The 25,912-nt window shown below is 55.0% G+C and carries 19 protein-coding genes; 10 read left to right on the top strand and 9 right to left on the bottom strand.

What is annotated here, in order from left to right; genetic code table 11:
- The first annotated feature begins 43 nt into the window (after positions 1 to 43).
- A complete protein-coding gene (locus AC6HVW_RS14760) occupies positions 44 to 2,212 on the top strand; it encodes a fimbria/pilus outer membrane usher protein (protein WP_071682022.1) in 2,169 nt (722 codons plus the stop codon).
- Here the strand turns inward: AC6HVW_RS14760 and ruvX are convergent.
- The 6 genes from ruvX to AC6HVW_RS14730 all read right to left on the bottom strand — a co-directional run bounded on the left by ruvX (position 2,175) and on the right by AC6HVW_RS14730 (position 6,322).
- Positions 2,175 to 2,597, bottom strand: coding sequence for a Holliday junction resolvase RuvX (gene ruvX, locus AC6HVW_RS14755; RefSeq protein WP_021179674.1), 423 nt, complete (start codon positions 2,595 to 2,597; stop codon positions 2,175 to 2,177). The two genes, AC6HVW_RS14760 and ruvX, sit on opposite strands and share 38 nt — an antisense overlap.
- Positions 2,597 to 3,160, bottom strand: coding sequence for a YqgE/AlgH family protein (locus AC6HVW_RS14750; protein WP_059201753.1), 564 nt, complete (start codon positions 3,158 to 3,160; stop codon positions 2,597 to 2,599). Before AC6HVW_RS14750 ends, ruvX begins: the two co-directional genes overlap by 1 nt.
- Before the next feature lie 65 nt (positions 3,161 to 3,225).
- Positions 3,226 to 4,176 carry a glutathione synthase gene (gene gshB / locus AC6HVW_RS14745; RefSeq protein ID WP_071682021.1) on the bottom strand — a complete coding sequence of 317 codons (951 nt, stop codon included), beginning with the start codon at positions 4,174 to 4,176 and terminating at the stop codon, positions 3,226 to 3,228.
- A gap of 32 nt (positions 4,177 to 4,208) precedes the next feature.
- Complete coding sequence (rsmE, locus tag AC6HVW_RS14740; RefSeq protein ID WP_071682020.1) at positions 4,209 to 4,940, bottom strand: 16S rRNA (uracil(1498)-N(3))-methyltransferase; 732 nt, start codon at positions 4,938 to 4,940, stop codon at positions 4,209 to 4,211.
- Positions 4,941 to 5,008: 68 nt separating this feature from the next.
- A complete protein-coding gene (endA, locus tag AC6HVW_RS14735) occupies positions 5,009 to 5,707 on the bottom strand; it encodes a deoxyribonuclease I (protein ID WP_071682019.1) in 699 nt (232 codons plus the stop codon).
- 114 nt (positions 5,708 to 5,821) lie between these two features.
- Positions 5,822 to 6,322, bottom strand: coding sequence for a SprT family zinc-dependent metalloprotease (locus AC6HVW_RS14730; RefSeq protein WP_021806282.1), 501 nt, complete (start codon positions 6,320 to 6,322; stop codon positions 5,822 to 5,824).
- A gap of 148 nt (positions 6,323 to 6,470) precedes the next feature.
- Here AC6HVW_RS14730 and AC6HVW_RS14725 point away from each other — a divergent pair, with 148 nt between their 5' ends.
- The 3 genes from AC6HVW_RS14725 to AC6HVW_RS14715 all read left to right on the top strand — a co-directional run bounded on the left by AC6HVW_RS14725 (position 6,471) and on the right by AC6HVW_RS14715 (position 11,483).
- Complete coding sequence (locus AC6HVW_RS14725) at positions 6,471 to 8,432, top strand: peptidase U32 family protein (RefSeq protein ID WP_071682018.1); 1,962 nt, start codon at positions 6,471 to 6,473, stop codon at positions 8,430 to 8,432.
- Positions 8,433 to 8,786: 354 nt separating this feature from the next.
- Positions 8,787 to 10,433, top strand: a complete 1,647-nt coding sequence (gene fumA, locus AC6HVW_RS14720; protein ID WP_021179681.1) for a class I fumarate hydratase FumA — start codon at positions 8,787 to 8,789, stop codon at positions 10,431 to 10,433.
- A gap of 159 nt (positions 10,434 to 10,592) precedes the next feature.
- Entirely contained in the window at positions 10,593 to 11,483 is an 891-nt protein-coding gene (locus tag AC6HVW_RS14715; RefSeq protein WP_071682017.1) for a helix-turn-helix domain-containing protein, read from the top strand.
- 189 nt (positions 11,484 to 11,672) lie between these two features.
- Here AC6HVW_RS14715 and AC6HVW_RS14710 read toward each other — a convergent pair whose 3' ends face one another.
- A complete protein-coding gene (locus AC6HVW_RS14710) occupies positions 11,673 to 12,668 on the bottom strand; it encodes an XdhC family protein (protein WP_059201748.1) in 996 nt (331 codons plus the stop codon).
- Positions 12,668 to 13,249: a nucleotidyltransferase family protein gene (locus AC6HVW_RS14705; protein ID WP_071682016.1), complete on the bottom strand. Its 582-nt coding sequence runs from the start codon at positions 13,247 to 13,249 to the stop codon at positions 12,668 to 12,670. Before AC6HVW_RS14705 ends, AC6HVW_RS14710 begins: the two co-directional genes overlap by 1 nt.
- A 255-nt stretch (positions 13,250 to 13,504) precedes the next feature.
- Here AC6HVW_RS14705 and AC6HVW_RS14700 point away from each other — a divergent pair, with 255 nt between their 5' ends.
- The 3 genes from AC6HVW_RS14700 to AC6HVW_RS14690 are packed head-to-tail and all read left to right on the top strand — an operon-like array spanning position 13,505 to position 18,083.
- The gene (locus AC6HVW_RS14700) at positions 13,505 to 16,294 is read left to right on the top strand and encodes a xanthine dehydrogenase family protein molybdopterin-binding subunit (RefSeq protein WP_071682015.1); all 2,790 of its coding nucleotides are present in this window, start codon (positions 13,505 to 13,507) and stop codon (positions 16,292 to 16,294) included.
- A complete protein-coding gene (locus tag AC6HVW_RS14695; RefSeq protein ID WP_021806274.1) occupies positions 16,291 to 16,842 on the top strand; it encodes a (2Fe-2S)-binding protein in 552 nt (183 codons plus the stop codon). Before AC6HVW_RS14700 ends, AC6HVW_RS14695 begins: the two co-directional genes overlap by 4 nt.
- Positions 16,842 to 18,083, top strand: coding sequence for a c-type cytochrome (locus AC6HVW_RS14690; RefSeq protein ID WP_071682014.1), 1,242 nt, complete (start codon positions 16,842 to 16,844; stop codon positions 18,081 to 18,083). The genes AC6HVW_RS14695 and AC6HVW_RS14690 overlap by 1 nt, the downstream gene beginning before the upstream one ends.
- 55 nt (positions 18,084 to 18,138) lie before the next feature.
- On the opposite strand, the gene AC6HVW_RS14685 is transcribed toward AC6HVW_RS14690, so the two are convergent.
- On the bottom strand, positions 18,139 to 19,518 hold the full coding sequence (locus AC6HVW_RS14685) for an amino acid permease (protein WP_021806272.1): 1,380 nt from the start codon (positions 19,516 to 19,518) through the stop codon (positions 18,139 to 18,141).
- A 606-nt stretch (positions 19,519 to 20,124) separates the two neighbouring features.
- Here AC6HVW_RS14685 and pdhR point away from each other — a divergent pair.
- From pdhR to aceF, 3 genes are all read left to right on the top strand, one after another.
- Complete coding sequence (gene pdhR, locus AC6HVW_RS14680) at positions 20,125 to 20,889, top strand: pyruvate dehydrogenase complex transcriptional repressor PdhR (protein WP_021179689.1); 765 nt, start codon at positions 20,125 to 20,127, stop codon at positions 20,887 to 20,889.
- A 165-nt stretch (positions 20,890 to 21,054) separates the two neighbouring features.
- Positions 21,055 to 23,718 carry a pyruvate dehydrogenase (acetyl-transferring), homodimeric type gene (gene aceE / locus AC6HVW_RS14675; RefSeq protein WP_021179690.1) on the top strand — a complete coding sequence of 888 codons (2,664 nt, stop codon included), beginning with the start codon at positions 21,055 to 21,057 and terminating at the stop codon, positions 23,716 to 23,718.
- Positions 23,719 to 23,731: 13 nt separating this feature from the next.
- On the top strand, positions 23,732 to 25,609 hold the full coding sequence (gene aceF / locus AC6HVW_RS14670) for a pyruvate dehydrogenase complex dihydrolipoyllysine-residue acetyltransferase (RefSeq protein ID WP_186485939.1): 1,878 nt from the start codon (positions 23,732 to 23,734) through the stop codon (positions 25,607 to 25,609).
- The last annotated feature ends 303 nt before the right edge of the window (positions 25,610 to 25,912 follow it).

Below are 25,912 nucleotides of genomic sequence, written 5' to 3'. Positions count from 1 at the left end.
TTTTTGTGTCGGATAAATATTGTGGTTTGCACTCAGGGAACGAATGAAACCCACTTTTCATATTGCCATTATGTCGTTAGGCCTGTTGGTTAACGGTGCCAGGGCTGAAATAAATAACGTCTATCTCATTATTAACGATAACTTTAAGGGCGAGGTGGCCGTTAACCTGGGGCTGGATGAGCAGCCGTGTATTAATGCCCCCTTGCTACGTGAGTGGGGGATACGTGATGCCGCGATAGTGATGGAAACGACCCCTGAGGGCTGTATTCTGCCCGACGCATTAAGTGCGCGAAAAATTGGGGTGTTCTATGAGCCGATAGCACAATTGCTGACGGTAGATATCCCGGCTGGCATGCTGGGTGACAGCAAGCTGGCAGGCCGCTGGAATGACGGCATTAATGCGGCATTTGTTAACTATCAGTTCAATTACGGCCACTATGCGGGCGAAAACTATCGCGATACGCAGCGGCACGAAAGCCTGTATGCCGATATTACCACCGGGGTAAACGTGGGCCCTTGGCGGCTGCGTTATCAGCCCGTCTATCAGAAAGAGATCTGGGGCAACCCGACCTGGCACACCGAAAGGGCGCTAGCCTATCGGGATCTCAAAGCTTGGCGCGCCACGCTGACCTTGGGCGACAGCATGACGCCATCAGTTTTATTCGACAACGTCCGATTCCGTGGCATCAGCCTGGTATCGGATAGCCGAATGCTACCGGATGGCCTGCGGCAGTTTTCCCCCTGGATACGCGGCTTCGCACGGAGTAATGCGGAAGTGAGGGTGCGCCAGAACGGTGAAGTCATCTATCAGACATTTGTTTCCCCGGGAGCATTCGTGTTGAAAGATGTCTATCCGCCCGCGCTTGAGGGGGATCTTACCGTCACGATACGCGAAAGCGACAGTACCGAAACCGAACGAAAAATTCCCTACTCCTCCATGCCCAACCTGGTTTATGCCGGCCAGTGGCGCTATGACGCCTCGGTGGGTAAATACCAACCCTATTACGGTATGGAAGAGGTGCAGCCAGGCTTTGCCCAGGCCTCGCTCAGTTATGGGCTCCCGGGGAAGGTTACGCTGTATGGTGGTTTCCAGGGGGCAGATATTTATCGCAGCGTGGCGGTCGGGATTGGCAAGAGTCTTAACCACTGGGGAGCGATTTCGGCGGATTACACGTTTTCATCTGCCCGTCAGCCAAGACGTTCAGCGCCGGACACCGGCGGCATGGCGCGTATGCGTTACGCTAAGGCTTTCCCGGCCTGGGAGTCTTCCCTCAGCCTGATGGCGCAATATTATCCGCGGCAGCGCTATCGTACGTTTGGCACGGCAATAGATCAGCAGAGCACCTATTGGTGGGACTGGGAAGACGGCATTTTTGTCGGTGACTTTGACGAGGAAAAAAAGTATCGCCTGGAAGCGCGCTATAACCAGTATCTGTCCGATTCAGACAGCCTGTACCTGACGTTGGCTCGAGAAGCTACTCGGGGTAATCAAAGAGGTGAAACCAGCGTCGAGATGGGCTTCAGCGCCAGCCTGGGTAAGGTAGACGTTGCGCTGTATGCGGAATATAACCGTCCCTCGTATGGCAAAGAGCAGGCACAGTTGGGGCTCTCTGTCTCGCTGCCGTTGAACGCGATCGGCGCACCACGTATGAAGCTGAATTATGATCATACGTTGGCTAACGATCGGACCGACAGCCGGCGGATAGGCGTCAGTGGTACGCTGCTTGACGACTATAGCCTGAGCTACAACGCCAGCACTAGCCAAAGTCAACGCAATGGCAGTAGCCAGGATCTGAGCGCCAATTATCAATATAACGCAGGTGACCTGCGGGTAGGTCATTCGCAAGGGGCAGGCTATCGCCAGCAGAATCTGGAGCTTGCTGGCAGCCTGATGGCGCATCAGGAAGGACTCACGCTTGGGCAGACGTTAGGCGACACCGTGGCCATCGTCAGTGTGCCTGGGACGCCGGGGATTGGCATCGATAATCAGTATGGCGTCACCACCGACTGGCGGGGCTATGCCCTGATAGGCAATCTGACGCCGTACCGTATCAACAGTCTGACGCTGGACAGCCTTGAGCTACCCGATACGCTTGAATTGCCTGAATCTGATCAGGAAGTGGTGCCTACCGCTGGTGCGATCATGTTCAGCCGCTTTGCTCCGGCTCGGAAAATCAGCCCGGATGCTGCTCAAACCAGCTCTCCAGAATAACCACTGCGGAGGCAGAATCGACGCTGCCTTTATCCAATGCGCGGAATCCCCCATGGTCAAACAGATTGGCCCGTGCCTCCACGGTGCTCAGGCGCTCATCATGCAGGGCAATCTGCACACCAAAGCGGCCATGCAGCCGGTTGGCAAATTTACGCGCTCGTTCGGTCAGCGGCTGTTCGGTGCCATCCATATTCAACGGTAAGCCAACCACCACCAGGTCTGGCTGCCACTCTTTCAGCAGGCGCTCGATCTTCTGCCAGTCAGGTACGCCGTCCTGGGCTTTAAAGGCCGCCAGCGCTCGAGCGGTGCCAGTAATTTCCTGGCCGATCGCTGCGCCGATGCTTTTGGTCCCGAAGTCGAAGGCGATAATGGTGCGGTTAGTCATCAGGCGTGTCCTGCGTGGCTGGCAATGCTGCGAATATCGATGCCAAGGCGGTTGGCGGCTTCGCGCCAGCGGTTGGCGATCGGCGTGTGGAACAGAATGTCGGTATCGGCCTCGGCGGTCAGCCAGGCATTTTCCAGCAGTTCCTGTTCCAACTGGCCCTTTTCCCAGCCCGCATAGCCAAGCGCCACCAGCACATCGGTGGGCTGATCTGGCGTGCCAAGCGTTTCCAGCACGTCTTTCGAGGTGGTGATCATGGTGGCCGGTGAGATCTGAATGCTGGAGCCAAAGCCTTTGCGTGGGGTATGCAGAATAAAACCGCGATCGTCAGCCAGCGGGCCGCCAGCGAACACTGGTTTGTCCAGGCTGATCGCCAGATCGCGTGGTGAAGGCTTGATATCGAGTTTATCCAGCACCGTCTCCACGGTGAAATGTTCCACGGGCTTGTTGATCACTAATCCCATGGCTCCGTCGTCATTATGTTCGCAAACGTATATCACCGAACGTTTGAAGCGCGGATCTTGCATTGCGGGCATGGCAATCAGGAAATGGTGCTGTAAATTCATGGCGTTAATTCAATTCGGAAGTAAAATGCATGCCCTCTCCCAATGAGAGAGGGCGCGTCGTCGGCCTACTTCGCGGCCAGACGTTTTTCAATGGCGTCCATCAGCATGCCGGTGACGGAAACCGGGAATGCGGCTTCGATCTCACGGGCGCAGGTTGGGCTGGTGACGTTGATCTCGGTGAGGCGATCGCCAATCACGTCCAGGCCAACAAAGATCAGCCCTTTCTCTTTTAGTGTTGGAGCAACCGCGCGGGCAATTTTCCAGTCGCTTTCGCTCAGCGGGCGCGCTTCACCACGGCCACCTGCGGCCAGGTTACCACGGGTTTCGCCTTGGGCAGGGATACGCGCCAGGCAGTAAGGCACCGGTTCGCCATCCACCACCAGGATGCGTTTGTCCCCATCCTTGATGGCTGGCAGGAAGTTTTGCGCCATGCAGAAGCGGCTGCCGTGTTCGGTCAGGGTTTCTATAATCACCGACAGGTTGGGGTCGTCCTGCTTCACGCGGAAGATCGAGGCCCCGCCCATGCCATCCAGCGGCTTGAGGATGATATCGCCATGCTGCTGGTGGAATTTGCGGATATGGGCAGCGCTGCGGCTGACCAAGGTGTCTGGCGTCAGCTCCGGGAACCAGGCGGTGAACAGCTTTTCGTTACAGTCACGCAGGCTCTGTGGCTTGTTGACCACCAGCGTGCCTTTCACTTCGGCGCGTTCCAGGATGTAGGTTGCATAGATGTATTCAGTGTCGAACGGCGGATCTTTGCGCATCAGGATCACGTCCAGATCCTGCAACGCCAGATCCTGCTCGCTGCCAAAGCTGAAGCAGCTCGCTTTGTCTTCTTTCACGTTCAGCAGGCGCGTGCGGGCACGGCCATCACCGGCATGCAGATAGAGATCGTTCATCTCCATATAATGCAGTTCCCAGCCGCGGCGCTGCGCTTCGAGCAGCATGGCAAAGCTGGTGTCTTTTTTGATATTGATGGATGCGATAGGGTCCATCACGATGCCGAGCTTGATCATCTCTTCTCCTTACGAACCTGTGAGACAGGTTCTTAGCCCAGGTCGCCGAAACGGACCTGCAAAGCGGTAATTGCGGTGAGCGCGGTGGTTTCTGTACGCAAAACGCGTGGCCCCAGCAGGATATCAGTAAATCCATAGTCTGTGGTCATGGCAATTTCTTCGGCGGATAATCCGCCCTCCGGCCCAATGAGCAGACGTACGCTCACTACCGGCAACGGCAGGGTATTGATACTTTGGCTGGCGCGTGGATGCAGGTTCAGCTTGAGGCTATCGTCCTGCTCGGCGCACCAGTGTTCCAGAGACATCGCTGGGCGGATTTCCGGAATGCGGTTGCGGCCGCATTGTTCGCAGGCCGCGATGGCGATTTTTTGCCACTGCTGGAGTTTTTTCTCCAGTCGCTCACCGTCGAGTTTAACGCCGCAGCGCTCGGAAAATAGCGGAGTGATCACGTTCACCCCCAACTCAATGGATTTCTGGATGGTGAATTCCATCTTTTCGCCACGGGAGATCACCTGGCCAAGATGTAAGTTGAGCGGTGATTCGCGATCTTCCAGTTGCCCGGCGTTGATCTGAACCAGCACGTTCTTTTTATCCACCCGGGTGATTTCTGCCTCAAACACCTGGTTGCTGCCATCGAACAGTTGCAGTGCCTGCCCGGCGCTCATCCGCAGCACGCGGCCGACATGATTGGCGGCATCCTCGCTCAATGCAATTTCTGCACTGGCGCTCAAGGGCTCTGGATGGTAAATGCGGGGTTTACGCATAATGATTGTCAGATCCTGGCTCAATGATACGGCGCTGCCGGAGGGCAGCGCGAAAGCACTATAGTAGGTCAGCCTTTTTGCTGCTGACAAGCCTGTTGAATATAAGGGTTGTGATTCCCTTGTACCATGGCGATGCGTGCTTCACGTCGACATTCCCAGGCGCTGACCGGATACAGGCGGTTCCAGGCTTCAAACAGCTGGGTTTGCTGGCGTGAAAGCGGCAACTGGTAGCGATCGCGTATGTAGAAGTAGGTGCGGGCGATGGCGCCTCGCGCACGGGCAGGTGGCTCGGCCTGCTTGTTCTTGAAGTCCACCTTCATCTGGCACTGTCCGTATTGCCCTTCGCCACCTCGCCACTGGCTGTACATAAAGTTATTGCGGTCACCGTTTACTTCACCGATGGCGGGTTGCAGGTTGTGCAAGTCGATCTCTATCTGGCGATAAACCGGATCCTTGTTGCAGTTTTTACGCCCACCCTGTTGCCAGCACTGCAACTGATGGCCGAACTGCCAGGCCGGAACCACATGTTCCCACTCGATACGCCCGGCGCGTTGGGCATTTTTACGCACCTGATAGCCGCAGCTATCAAGATCGGGAACACCTTTCTTACCTTGCCAGTCGATCTTGCAGCCACAATAAAAGCTGCCTGGGGCATCCTGGTTGATTTTGGCGGCGGCAGCCTTGGCCTGGTTAAAGTTATTAATCCCCTTGGCTAGCGTGCCGCTAGAGGCCGTCAATACGACTAAAAATAAAATTTTGCGATGCATATTCCAAAACAGCTCAAAATTGGAAAGGCAGGCAGGGTAACGGAAGTCACCGACAGGTGCAAATCGAGATAATGGATTGTTTTAACTTATAAATATGATTGTTAACGGCTTTGATTAACCGGAAAATGTCAGCTTTTCACCACACTGGCGGCAGCGGTATTCGCTCTCGCCGCGCATCACCCGATTATGGCGGCGCAGGGTCAGCTGATGCTGCTGGCAATCGCAGCGGTAGGGAAAGGTTTTGCTCTGTACCGAGCGGGTCTCAAACTGGTGGGTACGGCTGGCGGGAACCTGCAATACGTTTTCCATCATCCAGCGCCATTCCCGGCCATGCGGCGGCACGCGGCCAAACTGGCGGAAGACCAGCAGATGAGCCAACTCATGGGGGACCACTTCGTCGATAAACGGCTGCTGGTTTTCCATCAGCAGCACCGGATTGAGGCGGATTTCCCAGGCTTGCAGCCAGGCAGTGCCCGCGCTGGTGCCGCGTTGCTGATACAAAATCTTGGGCTCTGGGAACTCGACGGCAAAATGCTGCCGCGCCAGCTGCAATTTGTCTCGCAGGCAGCGCATTACCGCCTGTTGCAGCGCAATGGGGATTCTTACTCTGTTCATAGTGGCGCTAGCTTAAGCAATGATGCGGCGGCTGGCAACGGGGCTGTAGGGAAAAGTCTATGGGTTCTAACCGTTACGCAAGGCTTGTATGTACGATGCTTGTGTCTACAATAGCAGCGATTTCCCCCTTACCCTAACGGCGATAACAATGCTTTTACCGAACCAGATTGAATTACTCAGTCCCGCCCGCGATGCAGATATCGCCCGTGAGGCTATTTTGCACGGGGCCGATGCGGTCTATATCGGTGGCCCAGGCTTCGGCGCCCGTCACAATGCTGGCAACAGCTTGAGCGATATCGCCGGGCTGGTTGAATTTGCCCGCCGTTATCGGGCCAAAGTGTTCATCGCCCTCAATACCATTTTGCATGACGACGAGCTGGAGCCGGCACGCCGCTTGATCCATCAACTGTATGACGCCGGAGTTGATGCGCTTATCGTGCAAGATATGGGGATCCTGGAACTGGATATTCCGCCAATTGAGCTGCATGCCAGCACCCAGACCGACATCCGTAGCGTAGAGAAGGCTCGTTTCCTGTCCGATGCCGGTTTCTCCCAACTGGTATTGGCGCGTGAGCTGAATCTCAGTCAGATAAAAGCTATCAGTGACAACGTCGACGCTGCCGTCGAATTTTTCATCCATGGTGCGTTGTGCGTGGCCTTCTCCGGCCAGTGTTACATTTCCCATGCTCAGACCGGACGCAGTGCCAACCGTGGCGATTGTTCGCAGGCGTGCCGGCTTCCCTACACCCTGAAAGATGATCAGGGACGAGTAGTAGCGTATGAAAAGCATCTGCTGTCGATGAAAGATAACGATCAAAGCCGCAACCTGACGGCGCTGATCGACGCCGGTGTTCGCTCATTCAAGATTGAAGGGCGCTATAAGGACATGAGCTATGTGAAAAACATCACTGCGTACTATCGTCAGCACCTGGATGCCATTCTCAACGAGCGTTCCGATCTGACGCCGGCATCGTCAGGCCGCACGGAACACTTCTTTATTCCGTCGCCTGATAAAACCTTCCACCGTGGCAGTACCGATTACTTCGTTAACCAACGCCAGATGGATATTGGTGCCTTTGACTCACCCAAGTTCATTGGCCTGCCTATAGGAGAAGTGCTAAAGGTGGGTAAAGATCATCTGGACGTGGAAGTAAAAGAATCGCTGACCAATGGCGATGGACTTAACGTGCTGATCAAGCGCGATATCGTCGGCTTCCGTGCCAATAAGACAGAGAAAATTGCCGAAGGGCGCTACCGGGTTTGGCCTAACGAAATGCCGGCAGATCTGCATAAGCTGCGTCCACAGCATCCGCTTAATCGCAACCTCGATCACAACTGGCAACAGGCGTTGCTAAAAACTTCGGCGGAACGCCGCATCGCCGTCGATATTCTGCTGACACAAAGCAGCGACGGAGTGACGCTGACCCTGATCAGCGAAGAGGGCATCAGCGTCAGCCATACGCTGCAGGGCGAATTCGGCGCCGCCAACCAGCCGGAAAAAGCGCTTGTCACACTGCGTGACGGATTGAGCAAACTGGGGCAAACCCTTTATTACCCGCGTGACGTTCATCTTGATCTGCCGGTGGTTTGCTTCATACCCAACAGCCAGGTCAACCAACTGCGCCGCGATGCGGTGGAAGCGCTGGACGCCGCACGCCTGGCGCAAAACGAACGCGGTGGCCGCAAACCGGTTTCCGTGCCGCCGCCGGTTTATCCGGAAACGCACCTGACGTTTCTTGCCAATGTTTATAACCACAAGGCGCGTGAGTTTTACCAGCGTTATGGTGTCACGTTGATTGATGCCGCCTACGAGGCACACCAAGAAAAAGGGGATGTGCCGGTGATGATCACTAAGCACTGCCTGCGCTTCGCCTTCAACCTCTGCCCTAAACAGGCCAAGGGTGTACAGGGTGTGAAGGGGCGGGCATCGCCGATGCAGTTGGTGCATCAGGGTGAGGCGTTGACGTTGAAGTTTGACTGCAAGCCGTGTGAGATGCATGTGATTGGGAAGATCAAAAATCATATTTTGCGGATGCCGGTGCCGGGGAGTGTGGCAGGGGGGATCTCGGTAGAGGAGCTAATGGCGACGTTACCAGGGAAGAAAAAATAGCCTAGGTGATGAATGAAAACGGCTTGGTGTGGAAACGGGGCCGTAAGGAAATCGTTGCAACGCTATTTTCCTACAATGATAAGCCGATCGACTCACATTGATTGTAATCATTGTGTTAACTGCGGGATAATAATCCGTGCATGATGAGTCTGTACCCGCAGTTCTCACCGGATGAGGTCAGAAAAACAACGCCAGCATTAAGTCCCTACGTTAATAGAGGTTATTTTGCGATTTGGCGCAATAACTGACTACCTAAAAATACGTAAGGTGTGGGGAGTTTTTTTGACGCAGCGCGCCCCGAGCACGCTGGGTAAGTGTGAATTTAACGCAGCTGATGTTGCAAGTGAGAGATCAATGTCGAATAAACCGTTCCATTATCAAGATCCGTTCCCGCTGAAGAAAGACGATACCGAATACTATCTGCTAAGCCGTGACCACGTTTCCGTCGGCGAATTTGCCGGCCAGGAAGTCCTCAAAGTTGACCCGCAAGCCCTGACTCTGCTCGCCCAGCACGCCTTCCACGACGCCTCGTTCATGTTGCGCCCTGCGCATCAGCAGCAGGTGGCGGATATCCTCAATGATCCCGATGCCAGTGAGAACGACAAGTACGTTGCGCTGCAATTTTTGCGTAACTCAGAAATCGCCGCCAAGGGTATTTTGCCAACCTGCCAGGATACCGGCACGGCGATCATCATGGGTAAAAAAGGCCAGCGCGTCTGGACCGGTGGCGGGGACGAAGAAGCCTTGTCGCGTGGGGTATACAACACCTTTATCGAAGACAACCTGCGCTATTCGCAAAACGCCGCGCTGGATATGTATCGGGAGGTCAATACCGGCAGCAACTTACCTGCGCAGATCGATCTCTACAGCGTGGATGGTGACGAGTATAAATTCCTGTGCATCGCCAAGGGCGGTGGTTCGGCCAACAAAACCTATCTGTATCAGGAAACCAAAGCGCTGCTGTCCCCTGGTAAGTTGAAAGACTATCTGGTCGACAAGATGCGTACTCTGGGTACCGCGGCCTGCCCACCGTACCACGTGGCCTTTGTGATTGGCGGTACTTCGGCGGAAGCCACGCTGAAGACCGTGAAGCTGGCTTCAACCAAATATTATGATGCGCTGCCAACCGAAGGCAACGAACACGGTCAGGCGTTCCGCGATGTGGCGCTGGAAGAGGAACTGCTGAAAGAAGCCCAGAATTTGGGTCTGGGTGCACAGTTTGGCGGCAAATACTTTGCCCACGATGTGCGCGTAGTGCGTTTGCCACGCCACGGCGCTTCTTGCCCGGTGGGGATGGGGGTTTCCTGCTCCGCCGACCGTAATATCAAAGGCAAGATCAACCGCGAGGGGATCTGGCTGGAGAAACTGGAGCATAACCCAGGTAAATTTATTCCACAGGAACTGCGCCGCGCGGGTGAAGGGGAAGCAATCAAGGTGGACCTGAACCGCCCGATGGCCGAAATTCTCAAGCAGCTGTCACAGTATCCGGTGTCTACCCGCCTTTCCCTGAGCGGCACCATCATCGTTGGGCGTGATATTGCCCACGCCAAGCTGAAAGAGCGCCTGGATCGTGGCGAAGGTTTACCGCAGTACGTGAAAGATCACCCGATCTATTACGCGGGCCCGGCCAAAACGCCAGAGGGCTATGCTTCTGGTTCTCTGGGGCCAACCACGGCAGGGCGCATGGACTCCTATGTCGATCTGTTGCAGTCACACGGCGGCAGCATGATCATGTTGGCCAAAGGTAACCGTAGCCAGCAGGTGACGGATGCCTGCCACAAGCACGGCGGATTCTATCTTGGCAGCATTGGTGGCCCGGCGGCGGTGCTGGCACAGCAGAGCATCAAGAGTCTGGAGTGCGTGGAATATCCTGAACTGGGTATGGAAGCGATCTGGAAAATCGAAGTGGAAGATTTCCCGGCCTTTATTCTGGTGGATGACAAAGGGAATGATTTCTTCCAGAAGATCCAGGAATCTCAATGTACGCGCTGTGTGAAGTAAGCTGATTGATAGCCGCCCCAGTGGGCGGCTTGTTCTTTGAGTAACAAGCTGTGATGTTTGTGATGAATTCGTCAGCCTTTGTAAAATAGTGTCGTCGCTTTGGACGCTCTAAATAAATCTGTATACCATTACCGTGGACAATTTTGGCTAGGAAAAGTAATGGTGACGCAGGAAACACATATCAAAGAATTACTGGTCTGGATAGAAAACAACCTACGCAATCCACTATCACTGGATATTGTTTGCGAAAAATCCGGCTACTCCAAATGGTATCTGCAGCGCATGTTTCGCAAACAGACCAACCTGCCACTTGCTGCTTATATCCGCGCCCGTCGCCTCTATCTGGCTGCCTTCTCATTACGCTTTACGCAGAAAAGCATTCTGGATATTTCGTTGGAGTATCAGTTCGATTCCCAACAGACATTCTCACGCTGTTTCAAAAAACATTTCTCTGTCACACCTAGCGCCTACCGTAAGGCCCAAAATTGTGACTTCAGCCATCTGGTGCAATCGCTGTCGCTGAATCAACCTAGCGATATCTCTATTGACTATGTTGAGGTTAAACCAGACAGCTACTCGCTGGTCGGCCAGTATTATTCTTATCACATCGATATTGAACAGTTGGGCGAATCCCACGCGGCAATTCGTGATGGAATAAAGGATCGTTTTTGTGATGAGTTTAAATTAAATCCAGACAAACTTTATGCGCTAACCAATTTTACGCCCGATGGTGAGCGGGTGAAGGTCGACTATTTTGTGGCGGTAGATAAAACCATCGCCAAAGGTAAATCGTTGCTGGAACTACCGGAAATCAGCGGCGGTTATTGCCGCTTCCACTATGCTGGCAAACCGGTGGCCCTTCACGAGCATATCGCCAGCGTTTATACCAAACTTCTGCCGCAGTTTAATCTGGTACGCCGGGAAGGGTACGATATCGCGCAGCATAGCTACTCGCTTGATAGCGACGAAGAGCTGTACCTGGAATATGAGTATCTAATCCCGATAGTGCCAGACAAAGCCTTCGCAGAGAAAACTTGCCCCTCACCCTAACCCTCTCCCACAGGGAGAGGGGACCGATCGAGTGTGTTTGAAATGGTAGTGACTTACCTCGGATGAGGGGGCGATCGGGTTGGGCTGAAGGTGTACTGATTTATCATGACCCCCGACTGCTTCACCCTGGTTGAAGGGGCGATCGAGGTTGTTGAGATTATCTGAACGCTTCCAAAAGAGCAGGGGCTATCAGCTCCCTCTCCCTGTGGGAGAGGGTTGGGGTGAGGGGTGATTCTTCTGCTGCACGATATCGGCCATTACGGCCAGAGCAATCTCCGCCGGAGTTTTACTGCCAAGCGGCAGGCCGATCGGCGCATGGATGCGGCCGAGTTCCTGCGGGCTGAATTCGGCGATTTGTTGCAGCCGCTGGCGGCGGCGATCGCTGTTCCGTTGGGAACCCATCGCGCCGATGTAAAACGCCGGGGTGTAGATCGCCTCCATCAGGGTTAAATCATCCATACGCGGATCGTGGGTCAGCGCCACAATCGCGGTGTTGGCGTGGCAACCGCCTGCCTCAATGAATTTGGCCGGGAACTGGCGCAGCAAGGTGATATGCGGTTTGAGCTGCGTGGCGAAGTTTTCCAACGCTTCCGGGCGGTTTTCGCATACCAACACTTCAAAGCCGAGTGCGCTGGCAAAGTCGGCGCAATACAGCGCCACGCTGGAAAGCCCGGCAATCAGCAACCGAGGAGCGGCGGCGATGTGCAACTGGATCTCCTGTTGGTTGCGCACGACCTGGGTTGCGCTGGCAAAGCTGGTGGTTTCCAGCGCGCTACAGGCATTGGGCAAGGTCAGGTGTTTGATCAGGGCATGATGGCCAGCCAATGCCTCGGCGATATTGCGCAAGTAGCTAATGCTGGCAGGGCCTGCGGGCAGATGCTCGATCAATACGTCCAGCACGCCACCGCAGGGCAGCGCCACGCTGGGGGTTAGCCCGCCAGCGCCGTAGCGGATCACCTGGCTGGCGGCTTGATATTCTCCCTCCGCCAGACGGCGCAAAAAGTCCTCTTCCACGCAGCCACCGGATAACGATCCACAATAGTGTCCGTCGCGGGTCGCCACCATCAACGCGCCAGGTGAACGTGGTGATGAGCCATAAGTGTTCAATACGGTACACAGCCATACCGGCTGCTGTTCCAGCCAGTTGATGGCTTGGCTGACTACGGTGATATCAAGATGCTGCATTAATTAACGGACTCGTTGGCCACTAGCTGAGAAGGGAGATCGATATCTTGCACGATGCTCGGTTTATCGAGATGGAGCAGGTAGACCTGCCCGTGACTGCTTAGCAGTTCCCGCGCACCATTATCGCCACGTAACGCACACAGTTGTTTGCGCAAAATGGCGGTGAAACCCACCGGGTGCCCGGGCTGTTGTTGGAAACAGGGCCGTACGATGTCGTGTTGGCTAAGGGCTGCGGCAACCTGTACAAAGATCTGCGATGAAACAAAAGGCATATCCGCCAAATGGATCAGCCAGCCGTCCCAGTCTGCCGTTGCGGCGACGCCAGCGGCAATTGACTCACCCAGACCACCGCTGGCCAGTAAGGTGCAGGGAACCTGATGCGCGGCACACACCTGTTGCACCGGCAGGTTTTCTGGCCGGGTGACGACCTGCACCGGTAAGCCGGAGGCTAGCGCCTGTTGCAGCGTCTGTTCGAACACCGTCTTGCCCTGCAATAGGGCATTCAGTTTGTTGCCACTGCCACCGGCCTGAATAAAACGCTCACCCCGCCCGGCGGCGGTAATTACGATACCTGTCGTCATCTTTTCTGCCCGCGTTTGCGCAAATCAGCCACACTATAGAGGCATTATATATTTCCAAGTGTTTCATTTTATGAAAACAAAATGTTAATGCTCACATAATTTTGGTTATAAGCTTATGATTATAACGTCTTCGGCAAGGTTACCCGCGGTTGCGCAACAAAACCGATAAAAAACGACTTACCTCCATCCTTCGGGGTACGGCGCTAATGCCCGCATCTGGATACCAGGGGTAAATAAGAACGTAAAGGATATTTTATGAGCAATTTCAACCCGTCACGACGCCGCTTTATTAAAGGTGCCGTGATAGCGGGGGTGTCTGTCTACCTCGCGCCTCTTTACAGCCGCGCCTATGCCGCGTTGTTTGAGCAAAAGATCCTGCAATCGCCCAACTGGGATGCGCAGACTAAACGCATTCGCTACCGTATAGATGGTCGCTCCAAGGTCATGGGCCAGAAAGTGTTTGCCCGTGATATTCGTGCCGTTGATATGCCGCATTGGCCGCAGCAGCAGGCTCATGCCTTTATTCTGCGCGCCACTAAAGCCGATCGTCTGTTTACCGGCATCGATCTCTCCTTGCTGGGTGACGATCTGCAACCGGATCGGATAGTAACGGCGGAAGATCTTGAGCTTGACGGTTTGGCCTTCCCGGCGTTTTATGGCGATGACATGCTGCTGCCTACAGGGAAAACCCCAGCCTATCTTGGCCATGCGGTGGCAATCCTGATTTATCATGATTTTGCTCGTTTCCGCTTTGCCAAAGACAAGCTGAAATTCCACGACGAAGTGATCCAGTATGGTACTGAAACCGGCCCGTTACAGCGCGATCCTTGGGGCAGCTTCCGCTACGTGCGCGTCGGGGGCGAACAGCCATTCGATGACGATCGCTTTTCCAGCCTGAAAGACACCCCTATCTTCCCACTGTCAATGCGCAGACATTTGCCGGTGTGGCCGGAAGGGCGTGAGGGCGGCAAGCTGGATCAGGAAGGCATGTATTACGCCGGGATGATTGCCGACCAGCTGCAAACCCCACCGCAGGACTGGTTGGTAATGTCACGCCGCTATACCACACAATCTGTTGATACTTCGGCCTTGGAGCCAGACAACGCCAACGGCTGGTTTGATACCGCCAGCCAGACCTTGCATCTGGTGATCCCGACCCAGTCCCCGCAGGAGGTGGCGGACGAAATGCCACGTATGTTGGCCAAACGTCATCAGCCGATCAAACAGCTGATCCTGCACCCTTGTTACACCGTGGGCTACGGCTCGAAAGATCACTATAACTTCCCGTATTACGGTGCGGTTGCCGCGCTGTACGGTGACGGGCTACCGGTGCGGCTGGCTAATGACCGCTATGAGCAGTTCCAGACCTCGATCAAGCGCCATGCCTTCGATATGGATTACCGCATTGCGGTAGACAGGCAGACCGGCATATTGCAGGCCTTCCAAGGGGCGATGACCGCCGACGGTGGTGGGCGCTGTAACTTTACGCCATCGGTGGTGATGGTTGGGGCTACGGCGGCGCAGTCGATTTACTACTTCCCGAAAAGCGATCTTTCCTCGGTCGGGCTGGCCTCTCGTGCCATCGATGCGGGTTCCGCACGCGGCTACGGCACGTTGCAAAGCATGGCCGCCACCGAGATGATGATGGACGAATTGGCACAGGAGCTGAAGCTCGACCCGATCGAGTTTCGTTTGCGCAACGTGCTCAAGTCCGGCATGAAAAATACCCAGGGGGCGATCCCGGCAGGAGCCATTCGCGCCGATGAAGTGCTGGTAAAAGCCTCACAGCATGAGATGTGGCGCAAACGCGCCGAACGCAAGGCCGAGTTTGAGAGCCAATATCCCGGTAAACGTTATGGCGTGGGTTTTGGGTGCGTGCAGAAAGACTTTGGCACTGGAGCCGAAACTTCCTTTGCTCGCGTGGAGTTCAGCGAGGACGGGCGTATCTCGCTGTATCACAGCGGGGCAGAAATGGGCACCGGCATGTCAACGTCGCAGTCGGTGCTATGTGCACAATGGCTGGGTAAACCGGCAGATGAGGCTCATTTCTCGGTGACTGATTGGGCGCTGTTGCCGATGGTGACCAGCGGCGATCCCTACACGATGTCGCAGGATGAGCAGGACAAGCTGCAAACTAATCCGAACTGGACGCCAAGCTACTGCTCACCTTCCAGCGCCAGCAACTCCGCTTACTATTTCTCGCACAGTACGCGCGAAGCGGCCCGGTTGGTGTTTGAACAGGGGCTGTGGCCTGCCGCGCTATCTATCTGGCAGTCTGGCATTGGTGGCGGCCAGGCGGCACCGCTGGTGGTGCGTAAAGAAGATGCTCGCTGGGTCGAAGGTGGTCTGACGGCGGCCGGTATGCAGATATTGCCGTTTGAGCTGTTGGCGAAGAAAGCCTATCAGATGGGCAACCTGACTGGCGCAGTGGTGCACGTCTTCAACCGCTGGCAGTGGGCTGAAGCGGACTTCAAGCTGAATAATCACAGCGAGCGCCTGCCTGTCGACGGTTTGTCGGTACGCATTGGCAACGGCGAATTCAGCACTCTGGCACGTGAGCAGGTTTATTACCCGCCAACCCAACGTAATAACGCAGCTGTGACCTATTACAGCGCCGTGGGTACGCTGGTAGAAGTGGCGGTAGATATCGCTACCGGCAAGGTTGAACTGCTAAATCATCATTCGATTATGGAGTGTGGCAACCTGATCGTGCCTGAGCTGGTTTCCGGCCAGCTACAGGGCGGTTTGGCGATGGGGATCGGCCATGCGCTGCATGAGTATTTACCGCTGTACGAAGATGGGCCGGGTAACGGCACCTGGAACTTTAACCGTTACCATTTGCCGCGTGCCAGCGATGTGGCTGTCTGGAAACAGACCGGTGACATCCTTCCTGCGCTCTCGGAAACCGATCCGCCGAAAGGGATGGCGGAAGTGGTCATGATCCCTGTGGTTGCCGCATTGGTTAACGCCATTGCCCACGCCACCGGTCATCGGTTCCGTGATTTGCCTGTTCGTGCCGAAAATATTCTTGAGGTGTTACCATGAGCATTAAAACCCAACCCATTACCCTGACCATTAACGGCAAACAATATGGTCCCATCGAGGTACCTGAAGGGCTGATGATGATCGATTTTCTGCATGAATATCTCGATCTGACCGGCTCACGTCTCGGCTGCGGGCAGGGTATCTGCCACGCCTGCGTGGCGATCCTCGACCATCCAAGCGGCACCAGCGAAGAAATCCGTACCTGTATCACCGGCGCTCACTTTTTCAATGGCAAACAGGTACGCACCATCGAAGGCGTTGCGCAGGTGGATAATCAGGGCGAAGTGGTTGAACTCTCGCCGATCCAGCAGTCGTTCCTCGATCACTACAGCTTCCAGTGTGGCTATTGCACGCCGGGCTTTGTCAATGCGGCCACCATTTTTGTCGAGAAGCTCAAGCGTGAGCCAATTCCGCGCGATCGGTTGGAAGGCGCGATTGAGCAGGCGTTGGAAAACCATATATGCCGTTGCACCGGCTATGTCCGTTATTACGAGGCGGTGCGTGACGTGGTGTTGAAAACCCCAGGCCTGCTGAAGGAGACGGCGTAATGAAAAAACGTCTCGCATTGTTGATTGTGCTGATAGCGGCGATTGTCATCGCCGTGCTGTGGTGGCGAGAAAACCGCAGCTATGACGGCCCAGTCCAGCAGGTTACCGCCAGCAGCGAACAAATTGCCCGTGGGCGTTATCTGACGCAGGCTGCCGACTGTGCTGCCTGCCATACTGCCGCTGGTGGGGCACCGCTGGCGGGAGGCTATCCGCTGGATACTCCATTCGGCACCATTTATGGTAGCAACCTGACGCCTTCTGCCGATCAGGGTATTGGCCGCTGGACCAAGGATGACTTCTTCCTGGCGTTGACGCAGGGGGTGGCTCCGGGTGGCCGCCATCTGTATCCGGCGATGCCTTATACCTCCTACAAAGGCATTTCGCGCGAAGATGCGGATGCTATTTATGCCTATCTGATGTCGCGCCCGGCGGTGGACGTAGCCATTCCAGCCAACGATATGCCGTTCCCGTTCAACCAGCGGATGGCGCTGATCGGTTGGAATTTACTGTTCCGCAACAGCGATCCGCTACCCGCCAGTTCGCAGGGGAGCTCCGCCGAATGGCAGCGGGGGCGTTACCTGTCTGACGTACTTGGCCACTGTGGCGAATGCCATACGCCACGGGGCATGCTGGGGCAGATGGAAGTGAACAAGCCAATGCAAGGTGGCGATCTGGGACGGTTTATCGCGCCGGATATCACGCCACAGGGTTTGGCTCAGCGCGGTTGGACACCAGAGGATCTTAGCCGTTTCCTCAGCACCGGGTTAGCGCCGCAGGGCTCGGCGTTTAGCGAAATGCACATGGTGGTCGATCTCAGCACTCGCCATTTGACGCCGGAAGATCATCGGGCGTTGGTGACCTACCTGATGGGCGACAAGCCACCGCAGCCGGTGGCCGCTAAAATCGGGCAGGGCAGCAATGCCGGGCGTATCACCTATCTCGACCAGTGTTCCGCCTGCCATGAGCGTGATGGTGCAGGTATACCGCATGTTGCGGTAGCGATGCGTGATAACGCCACGCTGCGCCAACCGGACGGCAAGAACCTGATCGTGTCGGTGCTGGATGGGCTACCAGCACAGCAGTTCCCCGGTAACGAAAGTATGCAGAGCATGCCGAGCTTTGCCGATCGTCTGGACGATGCGCAAATTGCCGAACTGGTGAATTACCTGCGTGTCACCTGGGGCGGACTGCCGGCGGATATCACCGCCGAGCAGGTGAAGGCACTGCGTAAAGCCCATTAATGATGAAGAAAAACAATAGGCCCGCGTGCGGGCCTATTGATCGTCAACAATGATATCAGTGGGTATTGGTGGCGCTTACAGCACGTTGGCCACGCTGCTTGATGAAGTAACCGATGCCGAGAATGACGAGCCATACCGGGATCAGCAGCACGGAAATCTGGATCCCTGGTGTCAGATACATGATCACCAGAATACCGGCCAAAAAGGCCAGGCACAGATAGTTACTGAACGGATACCAGAAGGCCTTGAACTTCGGCTCGACGCCTTCATGGTTTTTCGCCTTGCGGAATTTCAGGTGTGCCAGACTGATCATCGCCCAGTTGATCACCAGGGCAGACACCACCAGCGCCATCAGTAATTCAAAGGCACGGCCTGGGATCAGGTAGTTGATCAACACGCACAGTGCGGTTGCCAACGCTGAGAAACCGATGGCAACTACCGGCACACCGCGGCTATCCACTTTCAGCAGGGCTTTCGGGCCATTACCTTGTTTGGCCAAGCCGTACAGCATGCGGCTGTTGCAATAGACGCAGCTGTTGTAGACCGACAGCGCAGCCGTCAGGACCACGATATTAAGCACCGTTGCGACCATATTGCTGTTCAGCGCATGGAAGATCAGCACGAACGGGCTGCCGCCTTCGACTACTTTTCCCCACGGATAGAGTGACAGCAGAATAGTCAGCGAGCCGATATAGAACAGCAGGATGCGGTAGATCACCTGGTTGGTGGCTTTCGGGATGCTTTTTTCCGGGTTATCGGCTTCGGCGGCGGTAATACCCACCAGTTCCAATCCACCGAAGGAGAACATGATCACCGCCATCGCCATGAGCAGCCCCATAGTGCCGTTCGGGAAGAACCCGCCCTGCGCCCACAGGTTGGTGACGCTGGCTTCTGGGCCGCCCAGGCCGCTGAACAGCAGGTAGGCACCAAAGGCGATCATGCCAATGATAGCGACCACTTTGATGATGGCGAACCAGAACTCCATTTCACCATAGACCTTCACACTCGACAGGTTGATGGCGTTGATGGCCAGGAAGAACACGGCAGCGGAGATCCAGGTTGGGATACCCGGCCACCAGTACTGCACGTAAATACCTACCGCGGTCAGTTCTGCCATGGCAACCAGCACGTACAGCACCCAGTAGTTCCAGCCGGAGGCGAAACCGGCGAAGTTCCCCCAGTATTTATAGGCGAAGTGGCTAAACGATCCGGCCACCGGCTCTTCTACCACCATTTCACCCAGTTGACGCATGATCAGGAAGGCAATAAAACCGCCAATTGCATAACCAAGGATGACCGACGGGCCGGCCATTTTTATTGTTTGAGCGATACCGAGGAACAGGCCGGTACCTATTGCGCCACCTAAGGCGATCAGCTGGATATGGCGGTTTTTCAGGCCGCGCTTCAGCTGGTCGCCATGCTGTTGACCATCCATCAATGAAACCCTCTGTGCTGACATAATGCTCATTACCGTAAAGTAATGATTACGATGTGTGTTTTTTTTTGTTTACGACGTTATAGCTATAAATTCCACGGCGTCGCTACCGTTTGGCAGAGAATAATGGTATGTGCGAAAGTTTGCACCTGCTTTGTTGTTTGAATGATTAAGATTGCAGCAGTTTAGGCAACAAAATGCGGGTTGTGTGACGAGCGGGGGGATTGCGTGCACGAAATAAGCAATAACTCACAGAATTGGCAAAAATAATCGCCATTGTTGTTGTTTTTTTGTTAACGATGCGGGGCTCGGTAAGCGGTTGTAAAGCGAAAATAACCCTTAATCTCCTTGCCATATAACCCGGGCATTGTTCTAACCAGAGGTTTCACAAAAGTTAAATTCGGCGGCTACCTCGTAAATGGTATTACCAACGCTGAGTTGCCGGTTTGCAAAGGCTTATGGATTGAAGTGTTAAAATGTGCGGCATTCATGATTTCGATCAAGGCCCATATGGACAGCAGGTGAATACTTTGTTACTTTACCGTCACGTTTTTGAAATTGGTATTACCAATTGACTCCGGGCACTTCGCAGAGAAGAAATCACCCATGGCCTACAGCAAAATCCGCCAACCCAAGTTGTCAGATGTTATCGAGCAGCAGCTCGAATACCTGATCCTCGAGGGTACGCTACGTCCAGGCGAAAAGCTGCCTCCAGAGCGCGAGTTGGCGAAACAGTTTGATGTTTCCCGTCCTTCTCTGAGAGAGGCAATTCAGCGTCTGGAAGCTAAAGGGCTGCTCCTGCGTCGCCAGGGAGGCGGCACCTTTGTACAAACTAATCTGTGGCAGAGCTTCAGCGATCCGCTGGCTGAGCTGCTGGCCGATCATCCTGAATCACAATTCGACCTGCTCGAAACCCGTCATGCTCTCGAAGGTATCGCTGCCTATTATGCGGCGTTGCGTGGGACTGACGAAGATCTGGCGCGCATCCGCGACTGCCATCATGTGATCCAGCAAGCTCAGGACAGTGGCGATCTAGACGCCGAAGCCGACGCGGTCATGCAATACCAAATTGCCGTGACCGAGGCTGCCCACAACGTTGTGTTACTCCATCTGCTGCGCTGTATGGGCCCGATGCTGGAACAGAACGTTCGTCAGAACTTTGAATTGCTCTACTCGCGCCGTGAGATGTTGGCAACAGTGAGTAGCCATCGCGCCGGGATCTTTGAGGCGATTGTGGCACGCGAACCTGAAAAGGCCCGTGAAGCCTCGCACCGCCATTTGGCGTTTATCGAGGAAATTTTGCTGGATCTCAGCAGAGAACACACCCGGCGTGATCGATCGCTGCGGCGTCTCCAGCAACGCAAGGATTAAGAGTGGTTCTCTTCAAGGCACACCAGCTTGTAGAGATAAAGCTCGGAGTGCTTAATTAAGTACTTAAGCGGCAACCAAACTGATGAGCCTGTCTTCGTGCGTTTTATGACAGAACGCACGAAGACAGGCTCCAAACAAACCATTAGACAGATAAGGAATACCACCATGTCAGAACGTTTAAACAATGACGTGGATCCGATCGAAACCCGCGACTGGCTGCAGGCGATCGAATCGGTCATCCGTGAAGAGGGTGTTGAACGCGCTCAGTTCCTGATTGATCAGGTGCTGGGAGAAGCCCGCAAGGGCGGTGTTAGCGTTGCAGCGGGTGCTGCGGCTAACAACTACGTCAACACCATCGCGGTAGAAGACGAACCGGCATACCCGGGCAACCTGGATCTGGAGCGTCGTATTCGTTCTGCCATCCGTTGGAACGCCGTGATGACCGTGTTGCGTGCTTCCAAGAAAGATCTGGATCTGGGCGGCCACATGGCTTCCTTCCAATCTTCTGCGACCTTCTATGAAGTCTGCTTTAACCACTTCTTCCGTGCTCGCAACGAGAAAGACGGCGGCGATCTGGTTTACTTCCAGGGCCACATCTCTCCGGGCGTTTATGCACGTGCCTTCCTTGAAGGCCGCCTGACCGAAGATCAAATGAACAACTTCCGTCAGGAAGTGCACGGTAAAGGCCTGTCCTCTTACCCGCATCCAAAACTGATGCCTGAATTCTGGCAGTTCCCGACCGTCTCCATGGGTCTGGGCCCAATCAGCGCCATCTATCAGGCCAAATTCCTCAAGTATCTGGAACACCGTGGTCTGAAAGACACCTCTGGCCAGACCGTTTATGCCTTCCTGGGCGACGGCGAGATGGACGAACCAGAATCCAAAGGTGCGATCACCATCGCAACCCGTGAGAAGCTGGACAACCTGGTCTTCGTCATCAACTGCAACCTGCAGCGTCTGGATGGCCCGGTTACCGGTAACGGCAAGATCATCAACGAGCTGGAAGGTATCTTCGCAGGTGCTGGCTGGCAGGTGCTGAAAGTGATCTGGGGCGGCCGTTGGGATGAACTGCTGCGTAAAGACACCAGCGGCAAGCTGATCCAACTGATGAACGAAACCCTGGACGGCGACTACCAGACCTTCAAATCCAAAGACGGTGCTTACGTGCGTGAGCACTTCTTCGGCCGCTTCCCGGAAACCGCTGCGCTGGTCAAAGATATGACCGACGACGAAATCTGGGCGCTGAACCGTGGTGGTCACGATCCGAAGAAAGTCTTTGCTGCACTGAAAAAAGCGCAGGATACCCAAGGCAAACCAACCGTGATCCTGGCCCATACCATCAAAGGTTACGGCATGGGTGAAACCGCGGAAGGTAAAAACATCGCTCACCAGGTGAAGAAAATGAACATGGAAGGGGTTCACCACTTCCGCGATCGTTTCAACGTGCCAGTGGCCGATGCTGACATCGAAAAACTGCCATACATCACCTTCGAGAAAGACTCCGAAGAGTACAAGTATCTGCACGAACGCCGTCAGGCGCTGCAAGGCTATGTACCAACTCGTCTGCCTAACTTCACCGAGAAGCTGGAAATGCCAGCTCTGGAAGATTTCAGCTCACTGCTGGAAGAGCAGAACAAAGAGATTTCTACCACCATCGCCTTTGTGCGTGCCTTGAACGTGATGTTGAAGAACAAGTCGATCAAAGATCGCCTGGTGCCCATCATCGCCGACGAAGCGCGTACCTTCGGTATGGAAGGTCTGTTCCGTCAGATCGGTATCTACAGCCCGAACGGCCAGCAGTACACCCCGCAGGACCGTGAGCAGGTTGCATACTATAAAGAAGACGAGAAAGGCCAGATCCTGCAGGAAGGTATCAACGAACTGGGTGCAGCCTCTTCCTGGTTGGCCGCAGCGACTTCCTACAGCACCAACGATCTGCCAATGATCCCGTTCTACATCTACTACTCCATGTTCGGTTTCCAGCGTATCGGCGACCTGTGCTGGGCAGCGGGTGACCAACAGGCGCGTGGCTTCCTGATCGGCGGGACTTCAGGGCGTACTACCCTGAACGGCGAAGGTCTGCAGCACGAAGATGGCCACAGCCACATTCAGTCTCTGACCATCCCTAACTGCATCTCTTACGATCCGGCTTACGCGTATGAAGTCGCGGTGATCATGCATGACGGCCTGGTGCGTATGTACGGTGACGCGCAAGAAAACGTCTACTACTACCTGACCACGCTGAACGAAAACTACCACATGCCAGCCATGCCACAGGGCGCAGAAGAGGGTATCCGTAAAGGTATCTACAAGCTGGAAACTCTGGAAGGTAGCAAAGGTAAAGTACAGCTGTTGGGCTCCGGTGCGATCCTGCGTCATGTGCGTGAAGCTGCGCAGATCCTGGCGAAAGACTACGGCGTGGGTTCTGACACCTACAGCGTAACTTCCTTCACCGAACTGGCGCGTGATGGTCAGGACTGTGAGCGTTGGAACATGCTGCACCCAACCGAAACCCCACGTGTGCCTTACATCGCTCAGGTGATGAATGAGGCGCCAGCGGTAGCGTCTACCGACTACATGAAGCTGTTCGCAGAGCAGGTTCGTACTTTCGTACCAGCCAGCGATTATCGCGTACTGGGTACTGACGGCTTCGGTCGTTCAGACAGCCGCGAAAACCTGCGTCACCACTTCGAAGTTGATGCTTCCTACGTGGTGGTTGCTGCTCTGGGTGAACTGGCTAAACGCGGTGACATTGAAGCTTCTGTGGTCGCTGATGCGATTAAGAAATTCGACATCAACCCAGAAAAAGTTAACCCGCGTCTGGCATAAGAGGTACTGAACAATGTCTATCGAAATCAAAGTGCCGGACATCGGTGCAGATGAAGTTGAAATCACCGAGATCCTGGTGAAGGTTGGCGATAAGGTTGAAGTTGAACAATCGCTGATCACCGTGGAAGGCGACAAAGCCTCCATGGAAGTGCCTTCGCCGCAGGCTGGCGTGGTCAAAGAGATCAAAGTGGCCGTCGGTGATAAAACCGAGACTGGCAAACTACTGATGATCTTTGAAGCAGAAGGTGCGGCCGCTGCCGCACCAGCCGCCAAGGCAGAAGAAAAACCGGCCGCGGCTCCTGCTGCTGCCGCAGCCAAAGACGTTGAAGTACCGGACATCGGGGCTGATGAAGTTGAAGTCACCGAGATCCTGGTGAAGGTTGGCGATACCGTGACTGCCGAGCAGTCTCTGATCACCGTAGAAGGCGACAAGGCCTCTATGGAAGTACCTGCACCGTTCGCTGGTACCGTGAAAGAGATCAAAATCAACACCGGTGACAAAGTGAAAACCGGTTCCCTGATTATGGTCTTCGAAGTGGCTGGCGCGGCTTCCGCTGCCCCTGCTGCTGCGGCTACCCAGGCGACTCCGGCTGCTGCCCCTGCGGCAAGCGCGGCGAAAAACGTCGAAGTGCCAGACATTGGCGGCGACGAAGTAGAAGTGACCGAAGTGATGGTGAAAGTGGGCGATAAAGTTGCCGCTGAGCAGTCACTGATCACCGTTGAAGGTGACAAGGCTTCTATGGAAGTTCCGGCTCCGTTCGCGGGCACCGTGAAAGAAATCAAAATCGCTACCGGCGACAAAGTGAAAACCGGTTCTCTGATCATGGTGTTCGAAGTGGAAGGCGCTGCACCAGCACCTGCCGCTGCTCCGGCCCAGAAAGCAGAAGCTGCTCCGGCTCCGGCCAAGCAGGAAGCCAAAGCGGCTGCACCTGCCGCCGCCGCCGGTAAAGGCGAGTTCGCTGAAAACGACGCCTACGTTCACGCGACCCCAGTCATCCGCCGCTTGGCGCGTGAGTTCGGTGTTAACCTGGCAAAAGTGAAGGGCACAGGTCGTAAAGGCCGTATCCTGCGCGAAGACGTTCAGGCTTACGTGAAAGACGCGGTCAAACGCGCCGAAGCCGCTCCTGCCGCTACCGGTGGTGGCTTGCCAGGCATGTTGCCTTGGCCGAAAGTGGACTTCAGCAAGTTTGGTGAGATCGAAGAAGTTGAACTGGGCCGCATCCAGAAAATCTCTGGTGCCAACCTGAGCCGCAACTGGGTGATGATCCCGCACGTGACTCACTTCGACAAAACCGATATCACCGACTTGGAAGCGTTCCGCAAGCAGCAGAACGACGAAGCTGCCAAGCGTAAGCTGGACGTGAAGTTCACCCCGGTGGTGTTCATCATGAAAGCCGTTGCCGCTGCCCTGGAGCAGATGCCACGCTTCAACAGCTCACTGTCCGAAGATGGCCAGAAGCTGACGCTGAAGAAATACATCAACATCGGCGTGGCGGTAGATACGCCAAATGGCCTGGTGGTTCCGGTATTCAAGGATGTGAACAAGAAGAGCATCACTGAGCTGTCCCGTGAACTGATGGCGATCTCCAAAAAAGCGCGTGACGGTAAGTTGACCGCAGGCGAAATGCAGGGCGGTTGCTTCACCATCTCCAGCCTGGGCGGTATCGGGACTACTCACTTCGCGCCGATTGTTAACGCGCCGGAAGTGGCTATCCTGGGTGTCTCCAAGTCTGCGATGGAGCCGGTCTGGAACGGTAAAGAGTTCACACCGCGCCTGATGATGCCAATGTCGCTCTCCTTCGACCACCGTGTGATTGACGGTGCTGACGGTGCGCGCTTTATCACCATCATCAACAACATGCTGGCCGACATTCGCCGTCTGGTGATGTAATGAAAAAAGGGCGCAGCATGCTGCGCCCTTAGTAATTCAGTAGCAGTTTTGTCGGGTTTTGCATGACTCGACAGAATTGTTGGGACACGGGTCACTCGAACACGCTTTGCAGATTATTAACAATTCTGTAAACTGCTCGCGGTGTATGCGTCCCGGTGGATGAAGGGCGTTATGAGATTGATTAATAACATACCCAAAATAATTGGAGCTGCATCAAGGCGGCAAGTTCGTGAATCCTGATGAGCTTACTTTAAGTAAGTGATTCAGGTGAACGAACGCAGCCAACGCCGAGGCAGCTTCAAG

The organism is Serratia sp. NCCP-200 (genome assembly GCF_059697885.1).
The sequence above is the reverse complement of the archived record's forward strand: the minus strand, read 5'-3'. Positions and strand labels throughout refer to the sequence as shown.

Excerpts from the sequence above, each read along its gene's own strand:
- AC6HVW_RS14760 (WP_071682022.1), top strand. The coding sequence starts at position 44 with ATGAAACCCACTTTTCATATTGCCATTATGTCGTTAGGCCTGTTGGTT.
- ruvX (WP_021179674.1), bottom strand. The coding sequence starts at position 2,597 with ATGACTAACCGCACCATTATCGCCTTCGACTTCGGGACCAAAAGCATC.
- AC6HVW_RS14750 (WP_059201753.1), bottom strand. The coding sequence starts at position 3,160 with ATGAATTTACAGCACCATTTCCTGATTGCCATGCCCGCAATGCAAGAT.
- gshB (WP_071682021.1), bottom strand. The coding sequence starts at position 4,176 with ATGATCAAGCTCGGCATCGTGATGGACCCTATCGCATCCATCAATATC.
- rsmE (WP_071682020.1), bottom strand. The coding sequence starts at position 4,940 with ATGCGTAAACCCCGCATTTACCATCCAGAGCCCTTGAGCGCCAGTGCA.
- endA (WP_071682019.1), bottom strand. The coding sequence starts at position 5,707 with ATGCATCGCAAAATTTTATTTTTAGTCGTATTGACGGCCTCTAGCGGC.
- AC6HVW_RS14730 (WP_021806282.1), bottom strand. The coding sequence starts at position 6,322 with ATGAACAGAGTAAGAATCCCCATTGCGCTGCAACAGGCGGTAATGCGC.
- AC6HVW_RS14725 (WP_071682018.1), top strand. The coding sequence starts at position 6,471 with ATGCTTTTACCGAACCAGATTGAATTACTCAGTCCCGCCCGCGATGCA.
- fumA (WP_021179681.1), top strand. The coding sequence starts at position 8,787 with ATGTCGAATAAACCGTTCCATTATCAAGATCCGTTCCCGCTGAAGAAA.
- AC6HVW_RS14715 (WP_071682017.1), top strand. The coding sequence starts at position 10,593 with ATGGTGACGCAGGAAACACATATCAAAGAATTACTGGTCTGGATAGAA.
- AC6HVW_RS14710 (WP_059201748.1), bottom strand. The coding sequence starts at position 12,668 with ATGCAGCATCTTGATATCACCGTAGTCAGCCAAGCCATCAACTGGCTG.
- AC6HVW_RS14705 (WP_071682016.1), bottom strand. The coding sequence starts at position 13,249 with ATGACGACAGGTATCGTAATTACCGCCGCCGGGCGGGGTGAGCGTTTT.
- AC6HVW_RS14700 (WP_071682015.1), top strand. The coding sequence starts at position 13,505 with ATGAGCAATTTCAACCCGTCACGACGCCGCTTTATTAAAGGTGCCGTG.
- AC6HVW_RS14695 (WP_021806274.1), top strand. The coding sequence starts at position 16,291 with ATGAGCATTAAAACCCAACCCATTACCCTGACCATTAACGGCAAACAA.
- AC6HVW_RS14690 (WP_071682014.1), top strand. The coding sequence starts at position 16,842 with ATGAAAAAACGTCTCGCATTGTTGATTGTGCTGATAGCGGCGATTGTC.
- AC6HVW_RS14685 (WP_021806272.1), bottom strand. The coding sequence starts at position 19,518 with ATGGATGGTCAACAGCATGGCGACCAGCTGAAGCGCGGCCTGAAAAAC.
- pdhR (WP_021179689.1), top strand. The coding sequence starts at position 20,125 with ATGGCCTACAGCAAAATCCGCCAACCCAAGTTGTCAGATGTTATCGAG.
- aceE (WP_021179690.1), top strand. The coding sequence starts at position 21,055 with ATGTCAGAACGTTTAAACAATGACGTGGATCCGATCGAAACCCGCGAC.
- aceF (WP_186485939.1), top strand. The coding sequence starts at position 23,732 with ATGTCTATCGAAATCAAAGTGCCGGACATCGGTGCAGATGAAGTTGAA.